We start from the raw sequence: 23,328 nt of genomic DNA on the forward strand, positions 1-23,328 counted from the left end.
GTAGGAGTTAGAAGTTAGGAATTTAAATTCCTAACTTCTAACTCTTAACTCCTAACTTATTTAAACAAAACCGCTTCAATATCATTTAGAGCAGTTTCAAAATCGTCATTAACGATTTGAATATCAAATTCGTCTGCGGCTTGAATTTCTTCTTGGGCGCGGAGTAGACGACGGGCGATCGCTTCTTCAGAGTCTTGGCCACGAGACCGTATCCGTTTCTCTAATTCATCAAAAGAAGGCGGTAAAATAAAAATGCTGAGGGCACTAGGGAAGGAAGCACGAGTTTGTCTTGCTCCTTCTAGTTCAATTTCCAGCACTACCAACTTACCAGAATTAATTTGGTTAAGCACAGCTTCACGGGGTGTGCCGTAACAATTGCCAGCAAATTCTGCCCATTCCAAAAATTCACCTTCAGCAACTAATTGTTCAAACTTACTGCGGCTGATAAAGTAATAACTTTTACCATCGGTTTCCCCTGGACGGGGAGAACGAGTCGTTACAGATACGGAATAGTAGAGTTCTGGATGACGTTGTAGGAGCGATCGCATTAAAGTCCCTTTCCCAACCCCACTGGGGCCAGTTAAAACAATTAGTTTGCCTAAATGTAAGCATTCTTCGGTAATAGCACTATTCTGGATGGGTAAAACTGGCATCATCCCTTAAACCTATAAATCAATCAATAGATATTATTCATCAGTCTTGTGTTCCTGGCCAAGTACACTAGTACCGCAGAGCGGAATTCAAAATTTAAAATTCAAACTAGGTATACAGCGTAAGGGTTTTATTGATTTGGAATGGGTGGTTTATTTACGCCGTGTTGTAATGGTCAATTATCTACAGTCTGATGATCGCGGGAAATCACAAAGCGATTCGCTACCGTTTCTGGCTGAATTGCTGAGAGAATGACGTGACTGGAATCGGTGATAATTACAGCCCTAGTCCGACGACCGTAAGTTGCATCAATGAGTTGATTTTTGTCCCGTGCTTCGGTAATAATCCGCTTAATCGGGGCAGACTCTGGACTGACAATGGCAACTACTCTGTTGGCAGACACGATGTTACCAAAGCCGATGTTGATTAACTGAATATCCATAAAAAAACTGACGCTAAACGCGGTTTGAAAAGCTTGAAATAAACTTATCCTTATGTTATCGCCAAAAAACGTGAGTTACAACGCTTAAATTCAAGCCAGTCTGTGTTTTTAAATAATGTCTGCTTTTTTTTAGCTGTTTATCACCTATTTTTCCTGAAAATCTTCCCAAAGATATATGTGAAATTCCACTGATCCAAATACAAACCCGACCTGTCGCTTGCTGTACGAAAACCGCTTAACAGATCACCCATATTCCGCTCCACAGTAAGGGGATAGTGGCATTCTCCCTTGCCTGTTGTTAAATGATGAAAAAATATTAATAAATTTGAATTTACTTTAATTTGTATCAATAGTACATTACTAAACTAATCTGAGTTCGACGAAGTTCAATTTTATCTACCACCCACATTCATAGTACGCATCCGTCGCACACTTCCAGCTTGACAATCGCGTAACCAAGCTTTAACCCCTTGAGCGATCGCACCATTACTACTATCACGTGGCGGGGATAGTGGCTGCTGTGGTGACTGGGAACCAGTTTGAGAAAACATCATCACTAAACGCCAACCAGTTGTAGTTTTTGTCAGCAACAGCCAATGGAATTGTTGCAATTCTATGGCTTTCTTTCCTATGTACTGCCGCTCCAAGGTCGTAAAGAAAACTTGCTCAATTCCTGATGCAGAGCTTTTAGCCGCATCTGCACTATATTCTTCCAGATTAAGGGGCAGAGGAGTAAACTCAGGTCTTCCTGCCACTAGCATATAACTATAAACATCACCGCTTCTGCTGAGGCGACGGGCGCGTTGACTGGCGCGATTGGTATAACTAGGTAAATCTTGTACTAGCTGTATAGTTAATGTTTCTAAATTTTGCTCAGAACATAAAGACTTGGCTCTATCGTTGACATTTTCTTTTTCTGCGATCGCAGAGGGTTTAGGGGTGAGGTTGATCGAGAACGCTGGGTAAGCAAGGCTATTTGATCCTAAAATCCAGAAGCCGCAAGCTAAAAGCCAACTATAATTTTTCTTCTTGAGCGAAGAGACAAGATTGCTCTTTGCTATACCCTTTACCCTGTCCCCCTGCTTCTCACTGACTGCTAGCTTCATGTCACCGTGCTTAACTCCTCAGAAATCCTCTTCCAGGCTAACTCCGGCTCCGTAGCAGTAGTGATGGGACGGCCAATTACGAGATAATCTGCACCTGCAATAATTGCTTGTGCTGGGGTGAGCGATCGCTTTTGATCGCCAATATCAGCCCAAGTTGGTCTAACCCCCGGACAAACTAGTAAAAAGTCATCTCCACAAGTTTGCCGCAATTGTGCCACTTCTTGAGGCGAACAAACTGCCCCATCCAATCCCGCCTCTTGAGCCATTAATGCCATTTCTAGAGCATATTCTGGTAATTCTAGGGGAATCTTCAAATCAAACGCCAACTGTCTAGTAGAAATGCTCGTTAACAAAGTAATCGCAATTAACTTAGGCGGTTTTACACCTGCTTGGGTAGCCCCTTCCTGTGCCGCCTCTGTTGCAGCTTTGAGAGCGTCTGTACCAGATGCAGCATGAATTGTCAATAAATCCACTCCATATTTAGCCGCACTACGACAAGCACCGGCGACTGTGTTAGGGATATCGTGAAACTTTAAATCTAGGAAAATGCGCTTTTGCCGAGACTTTAACACTTCCAGAATTTTTGGGCCAGTGCTGGTAAACAACTCTAAGCCGACTTTCCACCAAACCACTTGCGGAAGTTGATCTATAAGAGCGATCGCACTTTGTTCATCCGGCACATCCAAAGCCACAATAACTTGTTGTTCTGCCTGTTGACTATTCCCCATTCCCTACTCCCCACTCCCCATTTAAACTAAACGGACAAACTTATTTTTCCCAACTTGTAAAACCTTACCTTGTAACTCGGCGGCATCAGCAAAAGTAGTATCGACATCGGTAATGCGATCGCCATCTAAGCGCACCCCACCCTCTTGAATTTTCCGCTTTCCTTCCCCTGTACTTTTGCACAAGCCAGTGGCATTGAGAATATACGCTAACTTAGTAGGGAACTGATCCAAGCCAGCTAGAGAAAATTCGGGAACTGCACCTTCTTTGCCGCCGCTTTGGGCTGCAACTTTTGCTTCTTGGGCTGCGGTTTCGCCGTGGTACTGTTTAACAACTTCATAAGCTAAGAGTGTCTGGCGATCGCGGGGATTTTCTGGTAGTTTATCCAAAGGTAAATCCGTCAATAGTTCAAAATACTGTGACAGCAGATGATCGGGAACTCCTTGCAACTTTTGATACTTTTGTCCTGGGTGTTCTGACAATCCGATATAATTACCTAAAGACTTAGACATTTTTTGCACGCCATCTGTGCCAATCAAAATTGGCAGCAGCATCCCAAATTGTGGCTCTTGACCAAAATGGCGTTGCAAATCTCTGCCTACAGCAATGTTAAATTTCTGATCAGTGCCACCTAATTCCACGTCTGCCTCGACTGCAACCGAATCAAAACCTTGCATTAACGGGTACAGGAACTCATGGATAAAAATCGGATTCTCTTTCTTATAGCGATCAGCAAATCCTTCCTTCGCCAACATCTGCCCCACCGTCATCGTGGAGAGTAACTCCAAAATTTTCTCTAAGTTTAGCCCAGAGAGCCATTCGGAGTTATAGCGCACCTCTAATCTTCCTGGTGTGTCAAAATCCAAGATAGGACGTACTTGATCAAGATAAGTCTGAGCATTTTGGGCTACGTCTGCTTCTGTAAGCTGACGACGCACTTCAGATTTACCAGTTGGATCGCCAATACGGGCTGTAAAATCGCCAATAATCAGAACTGCTATATGGCCTGCATCTTGAAACGCTCGCAGTTTACGTACTGGTATGCTATGACCGAGATGAATATCAGTACCTGTAGGGTCAATGCCCAATTTGATCCTCAAAGGTTGGTTTGTAGTTAGTAAGAGCCTTTCTAGGCTTTCACTGTTAACATCAACTGATTGTGGGAAAACTTCTACAACACCACGACGAAGCCAAGTGAAATCTGGTGTCATCTTAAGAGACTCATTACTCGCTATGTTTTGCACACTAGAAGTTAAGTTGGTTATAAACACTTGCAATTTATCCACTTTCTCATCTGCCAAACTACTATAATTGCAAAAAATTAACCGCCTTGCTTCGTCCAATCAATTACAGTTAAATTTATAAGTGAGGAAGTGAAATCGCCGTGTCGTCGTCTAGGACTTTTGAAAACAAACAGCCACAACGTCAGGCTTCATCAGGTTTTGAGTTTCTAAAAGGAGTTGGTCAGGTAACTGGCGGTACTCTGCTCTCAATCACCATGCTGGCAAGTTCCATTGTAGCCGGAGGACTGGTTGGTTTAGCGATTAGTTTCCGTAACTTGCCAGATGTCAGACAGCTACGTAACTTTTTCCCCTCAGAAACGACTTATATTTATGACGTTAAGGGCAAACTCTTAACGAGTATTCACGGGGAAGCCAATCGAGAAGTAGTACCTCTAGATAGAATTTCCCCGAATTTAAAACGGGCCGTGTTGGCAAGTGAAGATAGCCACTTTTACGATCATCACGGTATTAACCCCGTGGGTGTTGGGCGTGCTGTAGTAGTTAATGCTGTAGCGGGTGGAGTCAAAGAGGGTGGCTCTACTGTTACTATGCAATTGGTAAAAAACCTGTTTTTGTCTCACAAGCGTGCTTTTACCCGGAAGTTAGCAGAGGCGGTGCTAGCAATTCGCTTAGAACAAATTCTCAATAAAGACCAAATATTAGAAATGTACCTCAATCAAGTTTATTGGGGTCATAACAATTATGGTGTACAAACGGCAGCCCGCAGTTACTTTAATAAGTCAGCAGAATATTTAACCTTGGGTGAGTCGGCAATGATGGCGGGTTTGATTCAAGCACCTGAAGAATTCAGCCCGTTTGTCAGCATGGAGAAAGCAAAACAAAAACAAAAAGAAGTGCTGGGACGGATGCGGGACTTGAACTGGATCAGCCAGTCAGACTATGACGATGCCCTCAAGCAAGAAATCAAACTTGGTAAAATCAAATCCTTTCAAGGTAGTGCCTTACCTTATGTAACCAATACTGTAGCGCAAGAGTTAGCTAAGAAGTTTGGGCGTGAGACACTACTCAAAGGCGGGATGCGGGTGCAAACTACAGTTGATGCCGACTTCCAAAAGATGGCAGAAGAAACTGTCACGAAGTGGCATAAAACACTTTTAGAGCAGGGATTATCTAAGAATCAGATGGCTCTGGTAGCAGTTGATCCACGCACGCATTTTATCAAAGCATTGGTGGGCGGTATAGATCCTAAGATCAGTGAATTTAATCGTGCAACTCAATCTCAACGCCAGCCCGGATCTTCCTTTAAACCGTTTGTATATTATACTGCTTTCGCTACTGGCAAGTATGCACCAGACTCAACGGTAGACGATTCTCCAGTCAGCTATCGAGATGGTAACGGTTGGTACTTTCCGAGAAATTATGATAATAGTTTTAGGGGAGCGATGCCAATCCGCACGGCTATAGCCCAATCGCGCAACATTCCCGTAATTAAGATTGGTAAAGCTGTGGGGATGAATAGAGTGATCGAAACCTGCCGTACCTTGGGCATTACCAGTCCGATGGAACCTGTGTCTTCTTTGCCACTTGGGGCAATTGGTGTGACTCCTTTGGAAATGGCTAGTGCCTATGCTACCTTTGCTAATTATGGCTGGCAATCTCCACCAACTGTAATTGCCCGTGTTACCGATAGTAGTGGTAACGTGTTGCTAGACAATACGCCTAAACCCCAGCTAGTTCTCGATCCTTGGGCATCAGCAGCAATTTTAGATGTGATGCAATCGGTAATCAATGAAGGTACTGGTAAAGGTGCTGCCATCGGTCGCCCAGCTGCCGGGAAGACGGGAACAACATCATCAGAAAAGGATATTTGGTTTGTGGGCACTGTGCCACAGTTAACAACTGCTGTCTGGGTAGGGAGAGACGACAACAGACAATTAGCTGACCATGCAACAGGCGGTGTTATGGTCGCTCCCATTTGGAAGGATTTTATGGAGAAAGCACTTAAGAACGTACCTGTAGAAAAATTCAAGCCAACTTCGCAGTTTTCTCGCCCCAAGTCGCAATAATTTTGGGTTTTAGATTTTAGATTTTGGATTAATTGCCAATCCAAAATCCAAAATCGTTCGACTGAGCATCTCGACTTCGCTCGATGGAACCGTAGCCGAAGTCTAAAATGGACTAGGTTTGTTTTTCTAGCTCGGCTTTCATCCGTTCTAAAGTGAGGTGCATTTGGTCAAACATTTGTTGCGGGGTGATACCGAACTGACCTAATTGTGTTTTCAGTTGCTCTACTGTCATTTGTGCCATGAAATCTTCTGATAACTCGAAGCGCTTCATAAAGATGCGGTATCGATCCATCATGGTTTCCATTTGCTCAATAAACAGCTTTTTGCCCTCGCGGTCGAATTTGCCGTAGCCGTTGCCAAGCTGAATCAGCGCTTGATAATCCTCAAACAGCTGTTTCGCTTCTTGCTGAACTATTTCGGAATCGAAGAATCCCATATTGCTTATATTAAACTGAGCGCCCAGACTCAGTAGCTTAATAGTTTTACTTCTATTTATTATTTTAGTCTAGGTGAGTAGTTTAATGATAAAGCTTCGGTTTTAGTACGGTTTGTTACCGAAATTTCAACACTTGACTTGAGGACTTTTCCCTAATCTAAACCGATTTAATAAAGCTGCAATACTTAGAGCTTTAGCCATTGATTTAGGATTGGTGTTTTCATTCGGTTGAATTTTCAGTTCGGGAGCGTATTTCAAGGCTAGTGAATTTTGCGGGTTCAGTTTTAATGCTTGATAGATGTAAACCCTAGCCATACCGGTAAATTTCTGTTTGAGATGTACCAAACCTAATAAGGCATAATAGTCGCTGTTATTTGGCTCTAACTTGATAGCATCACGCAGTTCTTGCACAGCTAGTGGCCATTTGGCTAGCCTAACGTACTCAATAGCCCGTTGGTAGTGACGTTGAGCGTAGTTTGTCAAAACTGGTTTGACATCAGTTTGTTCAGATAATGTCAATTCAACTAGCTTGACTTTTACCTCAGGAATGATGGTAACAGTTTTTTGCGGTAGGAATAGGTCTGGTTTATGCAACCGTAAGTATACTAAATTCAGTATAGTAATTTGTTGCGTCACCTGATAAAACTGATCTAGTGATTTATATTGAGCTTCTGCATAACAGGCGATCGCTTCTTCATAAAATAATTCTGCTTGGGGTGTAGGCATTTCCATAATTTCCTGAGCTATGGCACTTTGAGAAGATAAAGTCTTCTGCTCCAAAACTCTTCCATCTGATCGCAGCATCGCGATCGCAATCAAGCGCTTCTGTCGATGTTTCAGTTGTTGATATGCTGGATTGATTAAATGGCTAAATATTGCCGTTGCTAATTGTTGGTCGGAATTAGAGTTTTTGGACTGGCGATCGGGATGTAGCAACTTTGCTATAGCATGATAGCGTTTGAAAATCTGACGATCATCAGCAAGAACCGAAATTCCTAGCACAGCGTAAGGATCACAAAGCTTTTCAACCCATTTTGGTGGTAGCAAGGTCTGTGACATAGTAGTAATAAGGCTGTTAAAAACTTAAAATTAGCATCAAAGCTCAATGCACAGTCATGTGAAACTTACCCAATTTTCTGTGGGATTTCACATCTAAATTAGGACTTACGCAAAACTGCACGCTGTAGGGGCAATTCATGAATTGCCCCTACCTAAAAATCAGGGTTTTAGCTATTGTTTTCGTAAGTCCTGTAAATATCTGAAGGGCAAGGCAGGGTAGTTGACTGTCTGATTGTAGGAACTGTGGTATTGGTATATTTGTTATAAATATGTTGACTAAGCGCAAAAGTCGAAGTGTTGCTGCTGTTTTAGCTTTTTCTGGGACGCTGACAATTTCAGGATTACATAAATTCTATTTGGGACAGCCATTTTGGGGTGTTTTGTATGTGTTGCTTTCCTGGACACCTATCCCCAAGGTAGCTAGTGCGATTGAGGGAGTTTGGTATTTAGCCCAAGATGAAGAAGCTTTCGATCGCAATTTTAATCTAGGGAAGTCAGCAGCCAAGAACTCACAACGGGTGATTAATCAGGTAGGAGTGATCGCTGATGCAATGCGTGAATTAGATGCTCTGCGCCAGGATGGACTGATTTCAGAGTATGAATTTGAGCAAAAGCGCCGCCAATTGTTAGACCAGATTTCTTGAGGTGAGCGACAATCATGAATAACTGGCTACCTTTAAACTCCAGGCTGCAAAAACTCCGCGCCAAGCTCCTCAACGATCCTTACTATCGCCTGCAATCTGGGGAAGAAATTCAGATAGCAGCCAAATTGGGTATCCGCATTGATGCCAATCAAGCGACTGTAGATGATTGGTTACGCCTACCAGGTTTGTCAATTCACCAAGCGCGATCGCTTGTGGAACTTTCACGTTCGGGTGTGAAATTTTACTGTATTGAAGATATCGCTGCGGCTTTGGGTATGCCCGCGCCGCGCCTAGAGCCATTAAAGCCTCTGCTGAATTTTATTTACTATGACCACGAATCTTTAGAAAATCCCACGCATTTAGTTAATCCGAATACAGCAACCGTTGAAAAATTAGCACAAATTCCATTTATCGATTTGTCTTTGGCGCAAGCAGTGGTGCAAAATCGGCAATCAGGGGGATTTTACCGCAACTTGGCTGATTTTCAACGACGGTTAGAGTTAACTGGTGATGCGATCGCTCAGATCATGTATTATTTAACGTTTTAAGTTTAAAGTGTAGGGCTTCTTATTTGTATGCAATACACTTTGACCTCACTTCCATTCCTCTCTCCTTTTAGAAGAGAGGCTTTGAATCTGACTCCCCAACGCTAGTAGGGAAGGGGTTAGGTCTCTATTAGACTCAACTCCAAACTCCTAACTCCTAACTCCTAACTAAGTTAAATGAACCCAATGCGATCGAGAGGCCAAAAGCGAAACGTTGCCCGACCGATGACATTTTTTGTGGGCAAAAAGCCCCAATAGCGAGAGTCATTACTATCGTTGCGATTATCTCCCATAACAAACAATTCGTTTTCTGGGACTTTCACTGGTCGATATGGCTGATTTGGGGGTTCAGCGATATAGTCTTCTGCCAAGGGTTGACCGTTGAGGTAGACTTTCCCAGAATCAACACTAATTACCTCACCAGCCTTGCCAATAACCCGCTTGATGAAGGCTTGGTCTTTGGGATATCCACGACGTTGTAATTCTGCCGATGGCTGAAAAACAATAATATCGCCAGTTATGGGGGGGTGAAAATGGTAAGAGATTTTTTCAACTACCAAGCGATCGCCTGTATGTAAGGTGGGTAACATCGAGTCAGAAGGTATATAGCGGGGTTCGGCGATAAAAGTCCTGATTAGGAATGCCAAACACAATGCGATCGCAATTAAAATCAGATTTTCCTGCCAATTACGCCATACTTTTAAAGATGCGCGCTCTTCTTTTGCATCACTTTCGTCAGGAATCATAAAAGTTTCTACCCAGTTTAAGAAGTGAGATAAATACCTTGATTATTTTGACTCAAAAGGTATATTAATACGAAAGATGGGTTTAGCGCCAAACTCATACAGATATTAAATAATACACTTATTGCATCTACTAAAGATAAGCAAAAGTACCGCAAATAAACCTAATTCTAATTGCTGTAATTATAAGGCAAGTTATAAGATAGTTTTCAGTTTTGCTTCTTCCTGCTAAAAAATCTAGTTACCGAGTAGTGGAGTCATCCAGTCAGTCGATTTTTTCTTTGAGCAAAAAATTGGTCATTGAGTGTCAAAATAAGTTACCCCGTATCTATCTGACAATATCTGCTTCACTTTACCGAAAAAAGGCAGAGGGCAGCCTTGCTCGAGGCTGAGTTGAAAGAAAATATATTTTTATATGTACTATTAAGTAACATTACATAAAATCAATCGCCGTACAAATGTAGTTTTAGATACATAATTTACCTGAATAAAGTATAATTAGTAAAAAATATCACATTTGAATGTAGAATTTAATGGTTGAATAGAGAGATGCCATACTATTGCAATGGAATTTTAACATTTTCCTATATATATGGAATTAACTTCCGTAATTACACGGTGACGGTGCATATAGAATTGCACTATTAATTAAGATATAAATCTCCTTAATCATCGAGAAAAACATTAACAGACAGAAAACTACTAGCAATTTAGGCTAAAGTATCAACATCTAAAAGAGAACTAAACTGGCGATAAAACTATTTTTGCTAAATGAGTCAAAAGTATCTAGATTAACGAATAAGTGCCCCTTGGCAATGAGAAACTATATTGAATCAATTTTCGTCTGGTCTATTTCATAGAAAGTACAAGGTCACATTCTGTCAGTTGAAGATTTAACTTTTTCTTAAAAAGGAATTAATGGCAGTAGGCAGTAGAATATATCTTATCAAGAATAGAACTAATAGTTTACTAAACTCTAAACTCTTTTTTGAAAGATACCCCACCTATTCTAAGTAGTTTTGTATGTTAATCAAATAACTCAATAGGTTGTAAATTATACAACTTGTCTTTGAGAAAATATGACAATGAAAACTTCAGGCTGCGAAAAGTGCAAATTGTCAGCGCGACATCTTAGTTCATCTTATTTGCAAAGCGATAAGACTTGAAAGGATAATGCTGCCTTCGCGGTGAAGCGAAAAACAGCAACTAATTCAGAACTCCTATTAAGAGGATTGTGGGGTGTGGTTAATTATCTGATTGCGCTCCTTCTGAGAGCTAGCGGTAAGAATGTGAAAGTGCAGACCTTGCCTCTGATGAGTGGATTGACATTAAACATCGCTCAAATCTAGAGTGTATAGATTTCAGTTAAAGTAAATAGTCTGTCTTCTCGATTCTGAATTTCCGTTAGTCCCAGTTCCAATTTTCATAATTACCAGAAAGTAACTGGTATCTAAATATAAAAAAAATGTGGTATAACGTACCGTCATAACCTTAGTGACGGTTCGATCTTTGAAGGAGCTATGAGGTGGAAAACAATAAGTCGTTTCTCTGGCCAGAAGGAATATTAATTGCGCTGCTTGCCTTAGGTGGTGTTTTTAGCCTTGCTTTCATGATGCTTCTAAGGCCAAATGCTTCGGAGGCTCAGAGTAGACAAAGTATAAATATCAAGGATGTCGCTGCAAATGTAGGAACTCAGCAGCGCATTGAAAAATTAAAGGCGGCGATGCTTACAAGTTGGCAGCAAGAAGCGCAAACAAAAGGTTTAGCCTACGCTCTACCATCACGTTTTCAAGGAGCAATAATTGAATCGGCAAAACTTACTCAAGGTGAGAAAGTCATTGCTCTCACCTTTGATGATGGTCCTTGGCCTCAAACCACAGAGCAAGTGCTAGATATCCTGAAATCAAATAATATCAAAGGGACGTTTTTTGTCGTCGGACAGAATCTAAAAAATTATCCAGAGTTAGGAAAGCAGATTGTCGCTCAAGGTCACGTCATTGCCAACCATACTTGGCATCACTGGTATCATTTCTTGAATCCACAAGCAGCTGCTTTTGAAATAGATCGCACAGAAGACCTAATTTATCAAGTTACAGGTGTTAAAACAAATCTCTTTCGACCACCTGGTGGCTTCCTGCACAATGGATTAGTTGCTTATGCTAAAGGTCAAAAATATGCTGTGGTGATGTGGTCAGCTGACTCCACAGACTACAAGCAGCCAGCTGTATCAAAGTTGATCAATAATGTGATTCAAGATTCAAAACCTGGTGGGATTGTGCTAATGCATGATGGTGGTGGCAACCGTTCTAGAACTGTGCAAGCTTTACCAGAAATTATTAGCAACTTTAGAAAGCAAGGCTATCGCTTTGTGACTATTCCAGAACTTTTAGAAATTCAAGATACAGAGCAAAAGTTGCTTGCTAACAAAAAGCAATAATTATTTATTATGTGGCAACCAGAGAGTCTAAAATTATCAAGACTTCTCACAATATTATTTGGATCGCCTTTTCCTGAACCACCAAGCACTCTAGAGTTTTTAATATTTGTTACAACACTCTTTGGACTAATTTTTTTTGGAGGAGCATTTGCTGGGATAGCTACTCTAATTATCACAAAGAAAAGTAATTTTTTTATTGAAATATTTAGACTATTAATTGGGGCTATAGGAGGGTATGAAGGTGCATTAATCTATATTTTGCTTAATTCTTCATTTAAACATCCAAATAAAATATTTGAACTAATTATTGGTTTTAATCATGGAATACTTCAAACAGTTATTAATTTTTATCAAGTTGATTGGATATTTTTCATTCCGGGTGTATTAGGGGCAATAGGTGCAAGTATAGCTATATTTATGATGAGAAAGGTATTTGGTTGGCGTTTATAAATCAATCCAGTTCAGTTAGCAAGAAAAGACTTATAACATTTCTCAGTTAAATGAAGTACAAGAACCCCACCCCCAACCCCCTCCCCGCAAGCAAAGAGGGGGCTATGATGTAAGCTGTTCCACAAATAAACTTGCATATACTGGGCGGGCAGGATGCCCACCCCACAAGAGTTATATTTAATAAGGGTTATGCAAATTAAATGTTTTTTAGCTTACCTCATGTGATTAGGAAACGCTATAAGAAAGTCGGCGCTAATATTTCAACCTATACATTGAATTTTTCTTGCCGAAAATTATTGGTAGACACAATTTGTGAATTGTGCCTACGTGATTTTGATTCCGATGTCTAATGAGTAGTTACTAAATTAAACTCAGCTATTTTTTCAGGATTAGCTTCGGGGCTATCAGCTTCAGAAGGTGGAACCAACTGCCAGAATTTCGGCAAAAATTCTTGCCAGTTTTGCAGAATTTTCTTCGCCTTTGGTGAACCAGTGCGTTCCGCATGAGTTTGGATTAACTCTTGCAGTTGCTTTGCACCTACTTCTGTAATTACTCGCTGCATTTTGACAATTTCCGGGTTGACTAACTCACGAAATGAGTCGTCTTCATCCAAGAAGTATGCCAATCCTCCAGTCATTCCAGCTGCTACGTTACGTCCTACTTTGCCGAGGACGACAACCACACCACCTGTCATGTATTCGCAGCAGTGATCCCCAGCACCTTCAATCACTGCTATGCCTTTGGAGTTTCTCACAGCAAAGCGCTCTCCTGCTAAACCGTTGGCAAATAAGATCCCACCAGTAGCACCATAGAGGCAGGTATTGCCAACTATCACATTTTGTGATGCGTTATAGGTAGCATCAGTTGGAGGTTTGATGATGATTTCACCACCATGCATCCCTTTACCTACGTAGTCGTTTGCCTCTCCTTCCAGGCTCAAAATTATGCCGGGGAGGTTGAAAGCACCAAAGCTTTGCCCAACACTGCCTGTGAAGTTGAGATTAATTTGTCCTTCAAAGCCACTGTCACCGTATTGGGAAGCGATCGCACCTGCTAATCTTGTACCCACTGTTCTGTCAGTATTGACAATGGGGTAAGTCTTAGTAACAGTGGACTGATCCCTAATGGCAGTCTGAATGTCAGGATCGGCCAGGAACTTGTCATCTAAAACCACGCCGTTGCTGTGGACTTCTTCATGCACCAACCAGCTACGATTGTCTTTACTATTTGGTAGCTGAAGTAAACAGTCAAGATTCAGCGATCGCGTTTTGGTAAGTTTTGCATCTTGGCGCAGTTTTAACAAATCTGCACGTCCAATGATTTCTGATAAAGAACGGTAGCCAAGTCCGGCTAACAAACTACGCACTTCTTCGGCAATGAAGTAGAAGAAGTTGACAACTTGTTCTGGTATTCCTGTAAACCGCTTACGCAGTTCTTCTTTCTGAGTAGCAACACCCACAGGGCAAGTATTTAGGTGGCAGATACGCGCCATGATACAGCCTTCGGCAATCATGGCAATGGAGCCGAAACCGAATTCTTCACCACCCATCAATGCACCTATTACCACATCCCAGCCACTCTTGAGTCCGCCATCTACGCGTAAAATCACGCGATCGCGCAGGCTATTTTCCATCAAAACGCGATGCACTTCAGTTAATCCCAGTTCCCAAGGTGAACCCGCATGTTTAATTGAACTGAGTGGCGATGCACCTGTACCACCATCATGTCCAGAAATCTGGATAATATCAGCGTTTGCCTTAGCTACACCAGCCGCGATCGTGCCAATGCCAACTTCTGAAACTAGCTTCACCGACACCTTTGCTTTGGGATTAATTTGGTGCAGATCAAAAATCAGTTGCGCTAGGTCTTCAATGGAATAAATATCGTGGTGCGGTGGTGGCGAAATCAGCGTTACACCTGCTTTGGAGCGCCTTAACATGGCAATGTATTGGCTGACTTTTGGTCCTGGTAGTTGTCCACCTTCCCCAGGCTTGGCGCCTTGGGCGATTTTGATTTCAATTTGTTTGGCGTTGACTAGGTATTCTGGCGTGACACCAAAGCGTCCCGATGCAACTTGTTTAATGGCACTATAAGCTTGATCACCATTCCGCAATCCTTTTAAATGAGGTAGGGTTGGCGAGTGGCCAGACTCGTCTACATCATCTAAAACTGTATAGCGCACTGGATCTTCGCCACCTTCTCCAGAATTTGATTTACCGCCAATGCGATTCATGGCGATCGCTAAAGTTTCATGGGCTTCTCTTGACAAAGCGCCTAAAGACATCCCACCAGTGCAGAAGCGTTTGACAATTTCATATACCGATTCCACTTCTTCGAGAGGAACTGGCGGCGCATCACCTTGGAAGTCTAGTAAGTCCCGCAAAGCCGTTACTGGTCTACCTTGCAGGTGCTTTTTGTAAACTTCGTAGTGGTCGTAGTTTTTGCCATCTAGAGCTTTATGCAGCGCCCTAACCATTTCTGGGCTATTCATGTGGTACTCGCCGCGAGCGCGGTACTGCACAAAGCCCAGGTTTTCTAACCTATTGGTCGTAAATTCCGGGAAAGCCTTGCTGTGGAAGGAAAGCACTTCATCTGCCAGATCGCTCACACTCAAACCCCCGATGCGGGAAGTCGTACCACGGAATCCTAGCTCGATTAAATCTCCACCGATGCCAATAGCTTCAAAGATTTGGGCTGCTTGATAGCTAGAGAGCAGAGAAATTCCCATTTTGGAGAGAATTTTTAGCAAACCTGACTCTACTGCTTTGCGATAGTTGCCTAAAGCTTGTTCTAGGGTGAGGGTTGGAGTTTTTTGCAACCCCACTAAATTTTTTTGAGTTCCGGGATCAGACCACCAATCACGCACTGTATCTAAAGCCATATACGCACAAACTGCACCAGCACCATAGCCAATCAGACAAGCAAAGTGATGGGTACTCCAGCATTGAGCAGTATTGACAATCAGGGATGTTTTCATTCGCAGCCCTTCACGAATCAGATGGTGATGCACCGCACCCACTGCTAATAAGGGAGGAATGTAAGTATATTCTGTACTGATTCCTTCATTGCCCCCATTAATAAGGGGAGCCAGTGCGTTGGGCGGCTCTGCCGACTTGAAGCAACTGGCGTGGGTTGGGGGGATCTGGTCGCTTAAGATTAAAATCCTTGCCCCTGCCCGGACTGATTCAGCAGCTTGTGCTTGTAAAGACTGCACAGCTGCTTTCAATCCTTCTGGGCCGTCGGCGATCGCAAATAGAGTTGACAACTCTGCTGTGGCAAATCCTGACAGCTTAATCGCCTCTAATTCAGTATCCGTTAATACTGGCGATTCCAGCTTCAATCTCCGAGCATATTCTGGCTTGGGTTCTAATAAGTTACCCCGTTCACCCAGTTCGACTTTCAGAGACATTACCAGCTTTTCCCGCAGGGGATCGATCGCCGGGTTCGTCACCTGAGCAAAGCGCTGTTTGAAATAGTCATAAAGCAGGTGAGGTTTTGTTGACAGCACTGCTAAAGGAATATCATCCCCCATGCAGAAAGTTGGCTCTGAACCAAGCTTCGCCATTTCTTTAATCACCATGTCTACATCTTCTGTGGTGTAGCCAAAGGCGGTTTGACGCTGAAGCAAGGTTTCCTTCTCAATTTTCTTACTATGCCCATTACCATTTTCAGCAGCCAGATGTCCATTTCCATTACCATCTTGACTACTGACAATTTCTTTGAGTTCTTGACGGTACTCTTGTAGCCATTCCCCATAAGGGTGCTGCTTGGCGATGCGCCCCTTTATATCCCAATTTTTCAGCACTTCATGGTTTTCTAAATCCACAGCAATCATTTGCCCTGGGCCGAGTCTACCTTTCTCGACAATATCGGCTTCTGGGAATTCCACTACACCAGCTTCGGAAGCTACAACAATGTAGTCGTCTTTGGTGATCAAGTAACGAGCTGGTCTTAAACCATTACGATCTAGAGTCGCACCAACTTTTTTGCCATCGCTGAATACTAAAAGTGCTGGCCCATCCCAAGCTTCTTGTAAACCACTGTAATATTCGTAGAAAGCAACAATTTCTGGAGATTCACGTAAAGAAGGCTGATTTTGATAAGCCTCTGGAACCATAATCATTAAAGCTTCCAAGGGGCTGCGTCCAGAGCAAACCAGCAATTCCACTACATTGTCTAGGGTAGCTGAGTCGCTGTTATCAATGTGAACTAATGGTTTAAGTTCCTGGATGCGATCGCCCCATACTGGATGATTCAGGCTAGCTTCTCGTGCCATCATCCAGTTGATGTTACCCAATAAGGTATTGATTTCGCCGTTGTGGCCCAAAAACCGCATTGGTTGGGCTAGAGGCCACTTGGGCATCGTGTTGGTACTAAAACGGCGGTGATAGACAGCAAAGGCAGTTTTATAAGCTGGATTTTTTAAATCGTCATAAAAATTGCCCAAGACGGCGGAACGCACCATCCCTTTGTAGACAATTGTCCGACTTGACAACGAGCAGATATAAAATTCTTCTGAGATTTTGGTTGCAACTTTACTAATTCGGCGGCGGGTAATGTACAACTGCCGTTCCAATTCATCGCCGCTTTTCTCAACAGAAGCTAACAAAACTTGTTCAATCTGGGGTTGATTTTCTCTGGCTTGTACCCCCAGTAAATCAGATTGCACTGGCACTACTCGCCATCCCAGTACAATTAATTTTTCTTCAGCAGCTACTTGCTCAACAGTCGCCCTAGCTTTTTGTGCAGCTTCTTGGTCTTGTGGGAGAAATATCATCCCCACAGCTATATTATTGGTGGATGGAAATTCCTTACCCCTTTGGTGAAAGTCTTGTTGGAACAATTCCCAAGGTATTGCTGTCAATACTCCAGCACCATCACCAGAGTCTTGATCGGCGCTACAACCTCCCCGGTGTTCTAAGCAGGTTAAAGCAGCTAAGGCTTTTTCGACAATTTCGTGGCTGGTATGATTCTGGCGATGAGCAATAAAACCTACACCACAGGCATCTCGTTCCTCTACTAACCACTTTTGCCCCTGATAGGTATCTCTTGAGTTGATATCCGCCGTGATTTTCTGGTCTTGATTCATCGGTTTATTATTCATACCCTGTTCCTGAAGTATTGAGTTACCAATTTTGCCACTACTTACGGGAAAAAACTTCTAAATTTCGCTGTGGATAATATATATAAGCACCGAAATTTAGGGAAAAAAAATTTTAACTTCGGTTTTACTTTATTAGTTCACCCGTGTTAAAATAGTTGCGTATTGCTTATGTATTTATGCGGTCTCAGACAACTTACCTCCGCCAAGACATTATTTTTGCCCTGACAGTTTCTTTTTTATATTGTGAAGCTAAGTATTTTCTCAATCCCCTTTTTCCAGATGCACGCTAGTTACTCATAGAGCCTATTTCGGCTCACCTGAAACAAAACTAAAACTTAACGCTGTACTATGTTTTAAAGCCGAAATCATCCTGATTCAGCAATAAAATCAGCGTATTACAATATATACCCATTTGACAATTCCCAAATATTTTTGTTGTTGTCTATAGTTTTGGTGTTTACCACTTACCACATATATTACTACTAACTACACCCAACTGAAGTAGCAACAGTAGCAAGGTTCCGTGAGGATTAAATATCTTAATCCAGTTTTGCTGGCCAAAGCTACCGTGTATGTTGTGGTTAGAATTAGTGCCGATTAAAACACTTTATTGCAATGGCTTTAGCTTCTAAATTGGTGGTTTATGCTTAAAAGAGACAACTAGCCAATATATATAATACCATATTTATTTAAAAACAAACTCATGTTATTTTTATATTTCCAAATAATTAGTTAGTTTATACCTTGGGTGATAGTTTTCATTCATTACCTAGTAAAATATGGTAAAAATGCCAAATTTTTGCCAATCAGGGATTAGCGATCGCTCCGCCCACCGCAGGCATCGCAAGTTTTTTCGGGCTACTGTGTCACCAATACTTTTGACAGCCCTGTGTTTAATTACTACCTATCCTCTCAACGCCCAGGAGTCCCCGAAAACCACCAATTTAATACCCACGTTAACCTCACAGTCACCTGCACCTCCTTTACCAGGTGTGGCATCCTCTGGTAATCAAATTTCCCTCAATGGACGTACTTTACCAGGAACTTGGTTACAGCGACCTGGAAAATCTGGTCAAGTGACAACTAATCTTAGTGACGGGGCATTCAGACAATTAATTGGAATAAATTTCTTAAACAGTAGTAATTGGGTGAGGCAACCGATACAGTGGTTTTCCTCGGTGACAACGCCACAAGTGTTAGCCGCCAGACTATTAGGAGCATATCGCTATTTGGATATTACTAATTTTGCCCAAACATCTGGATGGCAAATCCAAGCCAATGGCAACACCTTAGTAATTGCTACCCCAAAAGCGCAAATCACAAATATTGTTCAGAGCCAGCAACCTCCAGAGGCGAGTGCCCCTTTGCAACAGGCTCGCATTCTTGTAGATTTAGATCATCCAACACCCTGGCAAGTTGCACAAGGGTCAGCGATCGCCAAACCCCAAAGTTCATCCTCTGATCCAGATACGCCAACTCCCAAACCCACTACACCGCCAAATCGAGAGTGGACAGTTACCCTGGATGGAATCGCTGATCCTGTTTTGATCGAACGCTATACCCCCCAGCCACCAGCAGCACCACCAGCATTGCTGCCAAACCTGCTCAAACAATTATTACCAGCTACACCAACAGAACCAATACCACCAGCCCCCCAAACACTGATTCAACAAGTGGAGGTGGTGAAAAACCAAACGATTATTCATCTGAGCGTTCCCTTTGGTCTATCGCCTCAAGTTAGCACTGTAGATAATCCCAATCGCCTGATTATCGATATTCGACCCGATCCTCTAGAAGAGCGGGATATTACTTGGGCACCTGGATTGCGCTGGCGACAGCATTATGTCAATTTAGGCACAGAACGCTTTCCGGTGGTCTGGTTAGAAGTTAATCCCCGCAAATTTGGGTTAACTTTGAAGCCGATGTGGGCTAGTCCTGATGGGCTTGCGGGTACTGCTCCCTTAATTCAAACAGCACAACGTTACTTAGCAGTAGCTGGGATTAATGGTGGTTATTTTAACCGCAATAATAGATTGCCATTGGGTGCGATTCGTCGGGATAATCAGTGGTTATCAGGCCCTATTTTAAATCGAGGTGCGATCGCTTGGAATGATTCAGGCCAATTTTACTTCGGTCGTCTCACCTTAGAAGAAACTTTAATCACAGCAAATAACCAGCGCTTACCGATTCTGTTTCTTAACAGTGGCTACATCCAAAGTGGTATTGCTCGTTACACCCCAGCTTGGGGATCAACTTATACGCCTCTGACGGATAACGAAATTATTCTAGTGGTAGAGAAAGACCAAATTACTGAACAGTTACCAGGTGGTAAAGTTGGTGGTATTGTGGTTCCCATTCCCCAGGATGGCTACCTGCTAACCTTACGCGCCAACGCTATTAGTGCCGCCTCACAGCTACCTATTGGAAGCACGGTAAGTATTTCCAGCACCACTGCTCCCACTGATTTTAGTCGTTATCCCCACATTATCGGAGCGGGTCCACTATTAGTCCAAAACCGTCAAATTGTCCTTGATGCCAAAAGCGAAAAATTCAGCAATGCCTTTATTGCCGAAAAAGCTATTCGTAGCGGTATTTGCACAACGACAACAGGCACACTAATGATTACTGCCACACATAATCGTGTAGGGGGTTATGGGCCAAATTTGGCAGAACACGCCCAATTGATGCAACTCATGGGCTGTGTGGATGCCCTAAATTTGGATGGTGGTAGTTCAACCAGCCTTTACTTAGGAGGGCAACTACTCGACCGATTGCCTAGTACAGCAGCTCGTGTTCATAACGGAATTGGTATTTTCCTGCAACCACGAAAATGAGGTAATAGAAAAAAACTTAATCTCCAGCCCCCAGTCACTTTTTAAAGTTTAGAACAAGCTGTCATTTTGCTTGATGAAGAGTTGGTGTAGACATAGTATTTTTAGTAGTGATGATTTACACCATAACGTCTGATTTTGCTATGTTTATCAAGGTGCAACACAATTGCTAATTTTCAAAGTTGCAAGATAGCGCCAAATTTTTTATCAATAGTTAAGAGTACCAACGGTTTGTTATGTCTCCAAATGAGGTAACTATGGCTCGATATCAAGAAACTACACAGACTGAAACTCTACACCTGCCTCCAAACATAACTTCCAGGGGCGTTGCTGCAACTGAATTGCGTCCTTGGGGTGCCTTTACAGTTTTGGAAGAAGGGCGCGGATACAAAATTAAGCGCATCGAAGTTAAGCCCGGACACCGCCTCAGTCTACAAATGCACCACCACCGCAGCGAACATTGGATTGTCGTATCTGGTACAGCTAGGGTAACTTGTGGTGAGCAAGAAGTACTATTGAGCAATAACGAATCAACCTATGTACCCCAATGTACATCTCATCGTTTAGAGAATCCTGGCGTGATCCCCTTGGTATTGATTGAAGTGCAAAATGGCGAATACTTGGGCGAAGATGATATTATTCGCTACCAAGATGACTATGCCCGTACTAAGGATTAAAACGAAAAGAACCATATTAAAGCTCTAAAGGCTTTAATCGCAAAACCAAATGCATTTTTGTGCAAAGCGTCTTTGGGAAATATTGCACCCCAGAAGTCCCTACCTAGCTAAGGTGGGGACTGAAGCATATTAGTGTTATAAATGTAGTAATAGCGATCGCGCTCATGCCTTCGGTGATTTGGAATTTTGCACAAGCGAGGGTCAACCCATCTGTAAAATGAAAGATGGGGTATTCAATTGCAAAAAACGAGTTCCATGATTCATCTGAGTCAAGCAGCAGCAAGTGAGATTGGGCGAATAAAGTCCAAGCAGCAGCCAAATGTATTGTTTCGATTGGCAGTAAAACTAGGTGGCTGTTCCGGGTTATTTTATGATATGTCCTTCGATGAAGCAATAAAAGTTGGCGACCAGGTTTTCGATTTGGATGAGATTCAAGTAGTCATAGATGCCGCAAGCTTAAATTACCTCAACGGTTTGAGGGTGGATTATTCAGAAGACTTAATGGGTGGTGGTTTTCGCTTCCACAACCCCCAGGCGATCGCAACCTGTGGCTGTGGCAATTCCTTCTCTATAAGTATAAGTCATTGAGCAAAAAACCATGAGAAATGACAATTGACATAAAGCCGTAAAAAAAGATATAATTAGGATTTGTTAAAACTTAGACCATAAGCAGCTTTACGCGCTGTAACTCATGCCAACAATACAGCAGCTAATACGAAATGAGCGCGAACAAGCGCGTCAGAAAACCAAGTCACCCGCTCTGAAGCAATGTCCCCAACGTCGGGGAGTTTGTACCAGAGTTTACACGACCACACCAAAAAAGCCTAACTCAGCCCTACGCAAAGTAGCAAGAGTCAGACTTACCTCTGGATTTGAAGTTACAGCTTACATTCCAGGCATTGGTCACAACTTACAAGAACACTCAGTTGTGATGATTCGTGGCGGTCGGGTTAAGGATCTACCAGGCGTGAGATACCACATTATCCGTGGCACCCTAGATACAGCCGGAGTCAAAGATCGCAAACAAGGCCGTTCCAAGTATGGAACCAAGCGTCCTAAAGCAGCGAAAAAATAGGATCAGGCGATTAATCGCAGCCAACACGATTAATCGTCTACCTTAAAAGCGCTGCAAAAAACCATCGCCGCCTGTGTTCTAACAGCAGTTATGTCTGTTTCAAAAAAATCAAGCAAGCTACACTAAGCGAGCAAGTGTAGAGGTTCTGAAGAGAAAGCTGTAACTAACAGCATAATTCTCATCTGGACATTAAAGTTTATAATCTTGTCGCCTTGAGTATTTAGTTGTAGGTAGCAAGTCAAACAATTTGAGATTTGAGATTTGCGATTTTGGATTGGTCGAACCCAGAAGTGGATGAGGCTTAACAGATTTTTGATTTTTCTGACCCCTGTGGTCGAAATATATACCGAAAACTTTTAATCCAAAATTAAAAATCCAAAATCAAAAATTGGCAGTCAATAAGTCAGCCTTGCTGCAACGGTCGAAAAAAATTGAGGAAGTCTGAGGGTTGGGTTCTACCACTTTTAGTTTCCGGTGTCTGATAGCATATAATTTCGTTGCCAATTCCGAATTAAAGGTGAAGTATGTCTCGTCGTGGTGTTATTCAAAGGCGCCCAGTTCCGTCTGACTCTGTATATAACAGTCGCCTTGTGAGCATGATTATCAGACGGATCATGCGTCATGGCAAGAAATCCCTTGCCGCACGGATTGTTTATGAAGCATTAAAAACTATTGAGGAACGCACTGGTAACGGTGCTTTAGAAACCTTTGAAAGAGCAGTGCGAAATGCCACGCCTTTAGTAGAAGTAAAAGCTCGGCGAGTTGGTGGAGCAACCTACCAAGTACCAATGGAAGTGCGTACAGAACGGGGCACTACCCTAGCACTGCGTTGGTTAGTGCAATATTCCCGGTCTAGACCAGGCCGGACAATGGCAAGCAAATTGGCAAATGAGTTAATGGATGCTGCCAACGAAACTGGTAATGCCATTCGCAAACGCGAAGAAACGCACCGGATGGCGGAAGCTAACAAGGCATTTGCACACTATCGTTATTAAGTAGAAAAGCGATATATCGCCTTGCCGAAGCGGTATATCGGGGATTTACAAAAAAAGACGGTTTTCCGTAAAAGTATAGAATCTTAACAAAGAGTAA

The 23,328-nt window shown here is 42.6% G+C and carries 19 protein-coding genes; 10 read left to right on the plus strand and 9 right to left on the minus strand.

Annotated features, from left to right (window positions below):
• Window positions 1-56: 56 nt before the first annotated feature.
• The 5 genes from gmk to tyrS form a co-directional block, all read right to left on the minus strand.
• Window positions 57-656 (minus strand): guanylate kinase, encoded by a 600-nt coding sequence (gene gmk / locus V7K50_RS27960; protein ID WP_334965863.1) that lies wholly within the window; start codon window positions 654-656, stop codon window positions 57-59.
• Window positions 657-826: 170 nt separating this feature from the next.
• Window positions 827-1,093, minus strand: a complete 267-nt coding sequence (gene remA / locus V7K50_RS27965; RefSeq protein WP_334802189.1) for an extracellular matrix/biofilm regulator RemA — start codon at window positions 1,091-1,093, stop codon at window positions 827-829.
• A 392-nt stretch (window positions 1,094-1,485) separates the two neighbouring features.
• Entirely contained in the window at window positions 1,486-2,199 is a 714-nt protein-coding gene (locus V7K50_RS27970) for a hypothetical protein (protein ID WP_334965865.1), read from the minus strand.
• Window positions 2,196-2,927 (minus strand): orotidine-5'-phosphate decarboxylase, encoded by a 732-nt coding sequence (pyrF, locus tag V7K50_RS27975; RefSeq protein ID WP_334965867.1) that lies wholly within the window; start codon window positions 2,925-2,927, stop codon window positions 2,196-2,198. The genes V7K50_RS27970 and pyrF overlap by 4 nt, the downstream gene beginning before the upstream one ends.
• Before the next feature lie 21 nt (window positions 2,928-2,948).
• Window positions 2,949-4,136, minus strand: coding sequence for a tyrosine--tRNA ligase (tyrS, locus tag V7K50_RS27980; protein ID WP_334965914.1), 1,188 nt, complete (start codon window positions 4,134-4,136; stop codon window positions 2,949-2,951).
• 173 nt (window positions 4,137-4,309) lie between these two features.
• Between tyrS and V7K50_RS27985 the strand changes: the two genes are divergently transcribed.
• The gene (locus V7K50_RS27985) at window positions 4,310-6,235 is read left to right on the plus strand and encodes a transglycosylase domain-containing protein (protein WP_334965869.1); all 1,926 of its coding nucleotides are present in this window, start codon (window positions 4,310-4,312) and stop codon (window positions 6,233-6,235) included.
• A 112-nt stretch (window positions 6,236-6,347) separates the two neighbouring features.
• Here the strand turns inward: V7K50_RS27985 and V7K50_RS27990 are convergent, their stop codons facing one another.
• Window positions 6,348-6,671, minus strand: a complete 324-nt coding sequence (locus tag V7K50_RS27990) for a DUF1825 family protein (protein WP_334802194.1) — start codon at window positions 6,669-6,671, stop codon at window positions 6,348-6,350.
• A gap of 126 nt (window positions 6,672-6,797) precedes the next feature.
• Window positions 6,798-7,730 carry a J domain-containing protein gene (locus V7K50_RS27995; RefSeq protein WP_334965871.1) on the minus strand — a complete coding sequence of 311 codons (933 nt, stop codon included), beginning with the start codon at window positions 7,728-7,730 and terminating at the stop codon, window positions 6,798-6,800.
• A gap of 269 nt (window positions 7,731-7,999) precedes the next feature.
• On the opposite strand from V7K50_RS27995, the gene V7K50_RS28000 reads away from it, so the two are divergent.
• Both V7K50_RS28000 and V7K50_RS28005 read left to right on the plus strand, forming a co-directional pair.
• Window positions 8,000-8,374: an NINE protein gene (locus V7K50_RS28000; RefSeq protein ID WP_334965873.1), complete on the plus strand. Its 375-nt coding sequence runs from the start codon at window positions 8,000-8,002 to the stop codon at window positions 8,372-8,374.
• Between the two features lie 14 nt (window positions 8,375-8,388).
• Entirely contained in the window at window positions 8,389-8,922 is a 534-nt protein-coding gene (locus V7K50_RS28005) for a ComEA family DNA-binding protein (protein ID WP_334802197.1), read from the plus strand.
• Between the two features lie 170 nt (window positions 8,923-9,092).
• Here V7K50_RS28005 and lepB read toward each other — a convergent pair whose 3' ends face one another.
• On the minus strand, window positions 9,093-9,665 hold the full coding sequence (lepB, locus tag V7K50_RS28010) for a signal peptidase I (RefSeq protein ID WP_334965875.1): 573 nt from the start codon (window positions 9,663-9,665) through the stop codon (window positions 9,093-9,095).
• A gap of 1,522 nt (window positions 9,666-11,187) precedes the next feature.
• On the opposite strand from lepB, the gene V7K50_RS28015 reads away from it, so the two are divergent.
• Window positions 11,188-12,099, plus strand: coding sequence for a polysaccharide deacetylase family protein (locus tag V7K50_RS28015; protein ID WP_334965877.1), 912 nt, complete (start codon window positions 11,188-11,190; stop codon window positions 12,097-12,099).
• A 9-nt stretch (window positions 12,100-12,108) separates the two neighbouring features.
• Window positions 12,109-12,549, plus strand: coding sequence for a hypothetical protein (locus V7K50_RS28020; protein ID WP_334965879.1), 441 nt, complete (start codon window positions 12,109-12,111; stop codon window positions 12,547-12,549).
• A 346-nt stretch (window positions 12,550-12,895) separates the two neighbouring features.
• Here V7K50_RS28020 and V7K50_RS28025 read toward each other — a convergent pair whose 3' ends face one another.
• Window positions 12,896-17,653: a glutamate synthase-related protein gene (locus V7K50_RS28025; protein ID WP_334965881.1), complete on the minus strand. Its 4,758-nt coding sequence runs from the start codon at window positions 17,651-17,653 to the stop codon at window positions 12,896-12,898.
• A 779-nt stretch (window positions 17,654-18,432) separates the two neighbouring features.
• On the opposite strand from V7K50_RS28025, the gene V7K50_RS28030 reads away from it, so the two are divergent.
• From V7K50_RS28030 to rpsG, 5 genes are all read left to right on the plus strand, one after another.
• Window positions 18,433-20,487 (plus strand): phosphodiester glycosidase family protein, encoded by a 2,055-nt coding sequence (locus tag V7K50_RS28030; protein ID WP_442944674.1) that lies wholly within the window; start codon window positions 18,433-18,435, stop codon window positions 20,485-20,487.
• A 254-nt stretch (window positions 20,488-20,741) separates the two neighbouring features.
• The gene (locus V7K50_RS28035) at window positions 20,742-21,161 is read left to right on the plus strand and encodes a cupin domain-containing protein (RefSeq protein ID WP_334802202.1); all 420 of its coding nucleotides are present in this window, start codon (window positions 20,742-20,744) and stop codon (window positions 21,159-21,161) included.
• A 255-nt stretch (window positions 21,162-21,416) separates the two neighbouring features.
• Window positions 21,417-21,749 (plus strand): HesB/IscA family protein, encoded by a 333-nt coding sequence (locus tag V7K50_RS28040; protein WP_334965916.1) that lies wholly within the window; start codon window positions 21,417-21,419, stop codon window positions 21,747-21,749.
• 103 nt (window positions 21,750-21,852) lie between these two features.
• Window positions 21,853-22,236, plus strand: coding sequence for a 30S ribosomal protein S12 (gene rpsL, locus V7K50_RS28045; RefSeq protein WP_045868172.1), 384 nt, complete (start codon window positions 21,853-21,855; stop codon window positions 22,234-22,236).
• 524 nt (window positions 22,237-22,760) lie between these two features.
• Window positions 22,761-23,231 carry a 30S ribosomal protein S7 gene (gene rpsG / locus V7K50_RS28050; protein ID WP_094331156.1) on the plus strand — a complete coding sequence of 157 codons (471 nt, stop codon included), beginning with the start codon at window positions 22,761-22,763 and terminating at the stop codon, window positions 23,229-23,231.
• The last annotated feature ends 97 nt before the right edge of the window (window positions 23,232-23,328 follow it).

It is taken from the genome of Nostoc sp., assembly GCF_036917135.1.
Classification (GTDB): domain Bacteria; phylum Cyanobacteriota; class Cyanobacteriia; order Cyanobacteriales; family Nostocaceae; genus Nostoc.

Excerpts from the sequence above, each read along its gene's own strand:
- gmk (WP_334965863.1), bottom strand. The coding sequence starts at position 656 with ATGATGCCAGTTTTACCCATCCAGAATAGTGCTATTACCGAAGAATGC.
- remA (WP_334802189.1), bottom strand. The coding sequence starts at position 1,093 with ATGGATATTCAGTTAATCAACATCGGCTTTGGTAACATCGTGTCTGCC.
- V7K50_RS27970 (WP_334965865.1), bottom strand. The coding sequence starts at position 2,199 with ATGAAGCTAGCAGTCAGTGAGAAGCAGGGGGACAGGGTAAAGGGTATA.
- pyrF (WP_334965867.1), bottom strand. The coding sequence starts at position 2,927 with ATGGGGAATAGTCAACAGGCAGAACAACAAGTTATTGTGGCTTTGGAT.
- tyrS (WP_334965914.1), bottom strand. The coding sequence starts at position 4,136 with ATGACACCAGATTTCACTTGGCTTCGTCGTGGTGTTGTAGAAGTTTTC.
- V7K50_RS27990 (WP_334802194.1), bottom strand. The coding sequence starts at position 6,671 with ATGGGATTCTTCGATTCCGAAATAGTTCAGCAAGAAGCGAAACAGCTG.
- V7K50_RS27995 (WP_334965871.1), bottom strand. The coding sequence starts at position 7,730 with ATGTCACAGACCTTGCTACCACCAAAATGGGTTGAAAAGCTTTGTGAT.
- V7K50_RS28000 (WP_334965873.1), top strand. The coding sequence starts at position 8,000 with ATGTTGACTAAGCGCAAAAGTCGAAGTGTTGCTGCTGTTTTAGCTTTT.
- V7K50_RS28005 (WP_334802197.1), top strand. The coding sequence starts at position 8,389 with ATGAATAACTGGCTACCTTTAAACTCCAGGCTGCAAAAACTCCGCGCC.
- lepB (WP_334965875.1), bottom strand. The coding sequence starts at position 9,665 with ATGATTCCTGACGAAAGTGATGCAAAAGAAGAGCGCGCATCTTTAAAA.
- V7K50_RS28020 (WP_334965879.1), top strand. The coding sequence starts at position 12,109 with ATGTGGCAACCAGAGAGTCTAAAATTATCAAGACTTCTCACAATATTA.
- V7K50_RS28025 (WP_334965881.1), bottom strand. The coding sequence starts at position 17,653 with ATGAATAATAAACCGATGAATCAAGACCAGAAAATCACGGCGGATATC.
- V7K50_RS28030 (WP_442944674.1), top strand. The coding sequence starts at position 18,433 with ATGGTAAAAATGCCAAATTTTTGCCAATCAGGGATTAGCGATCGCTCC.
- V7K50_RS28035 (WP_334802202.1), top strand. The coding sequence starts at position 20,742 with ATGGCTCGATATCAAGAAACTACACAGACTGAAACTCTACACCTGCCT.
- V7K50_RS28040 (WP_334965916.1), top strand. The coding sequence starts at position 21,417 with ATGATTCATCTGAGTCAAGCAGCAGCAAGTGAGATTGGGCGAATAAAG.
- rpsL (WP_045868172.1), top strand. The coding sequence starts at position 21,853 with ATGCCAACAATACAGCAGCTAATACGAAATGAGCGCGAACAAGCGCGT.
- rpsG (WP_094331156.1), top strand. The coding sequence starts at position 22,761 with ATGTCTCGTCGTGGTGTTATTCAAAGGCGCCCAGTTCCGTCTGACTCT.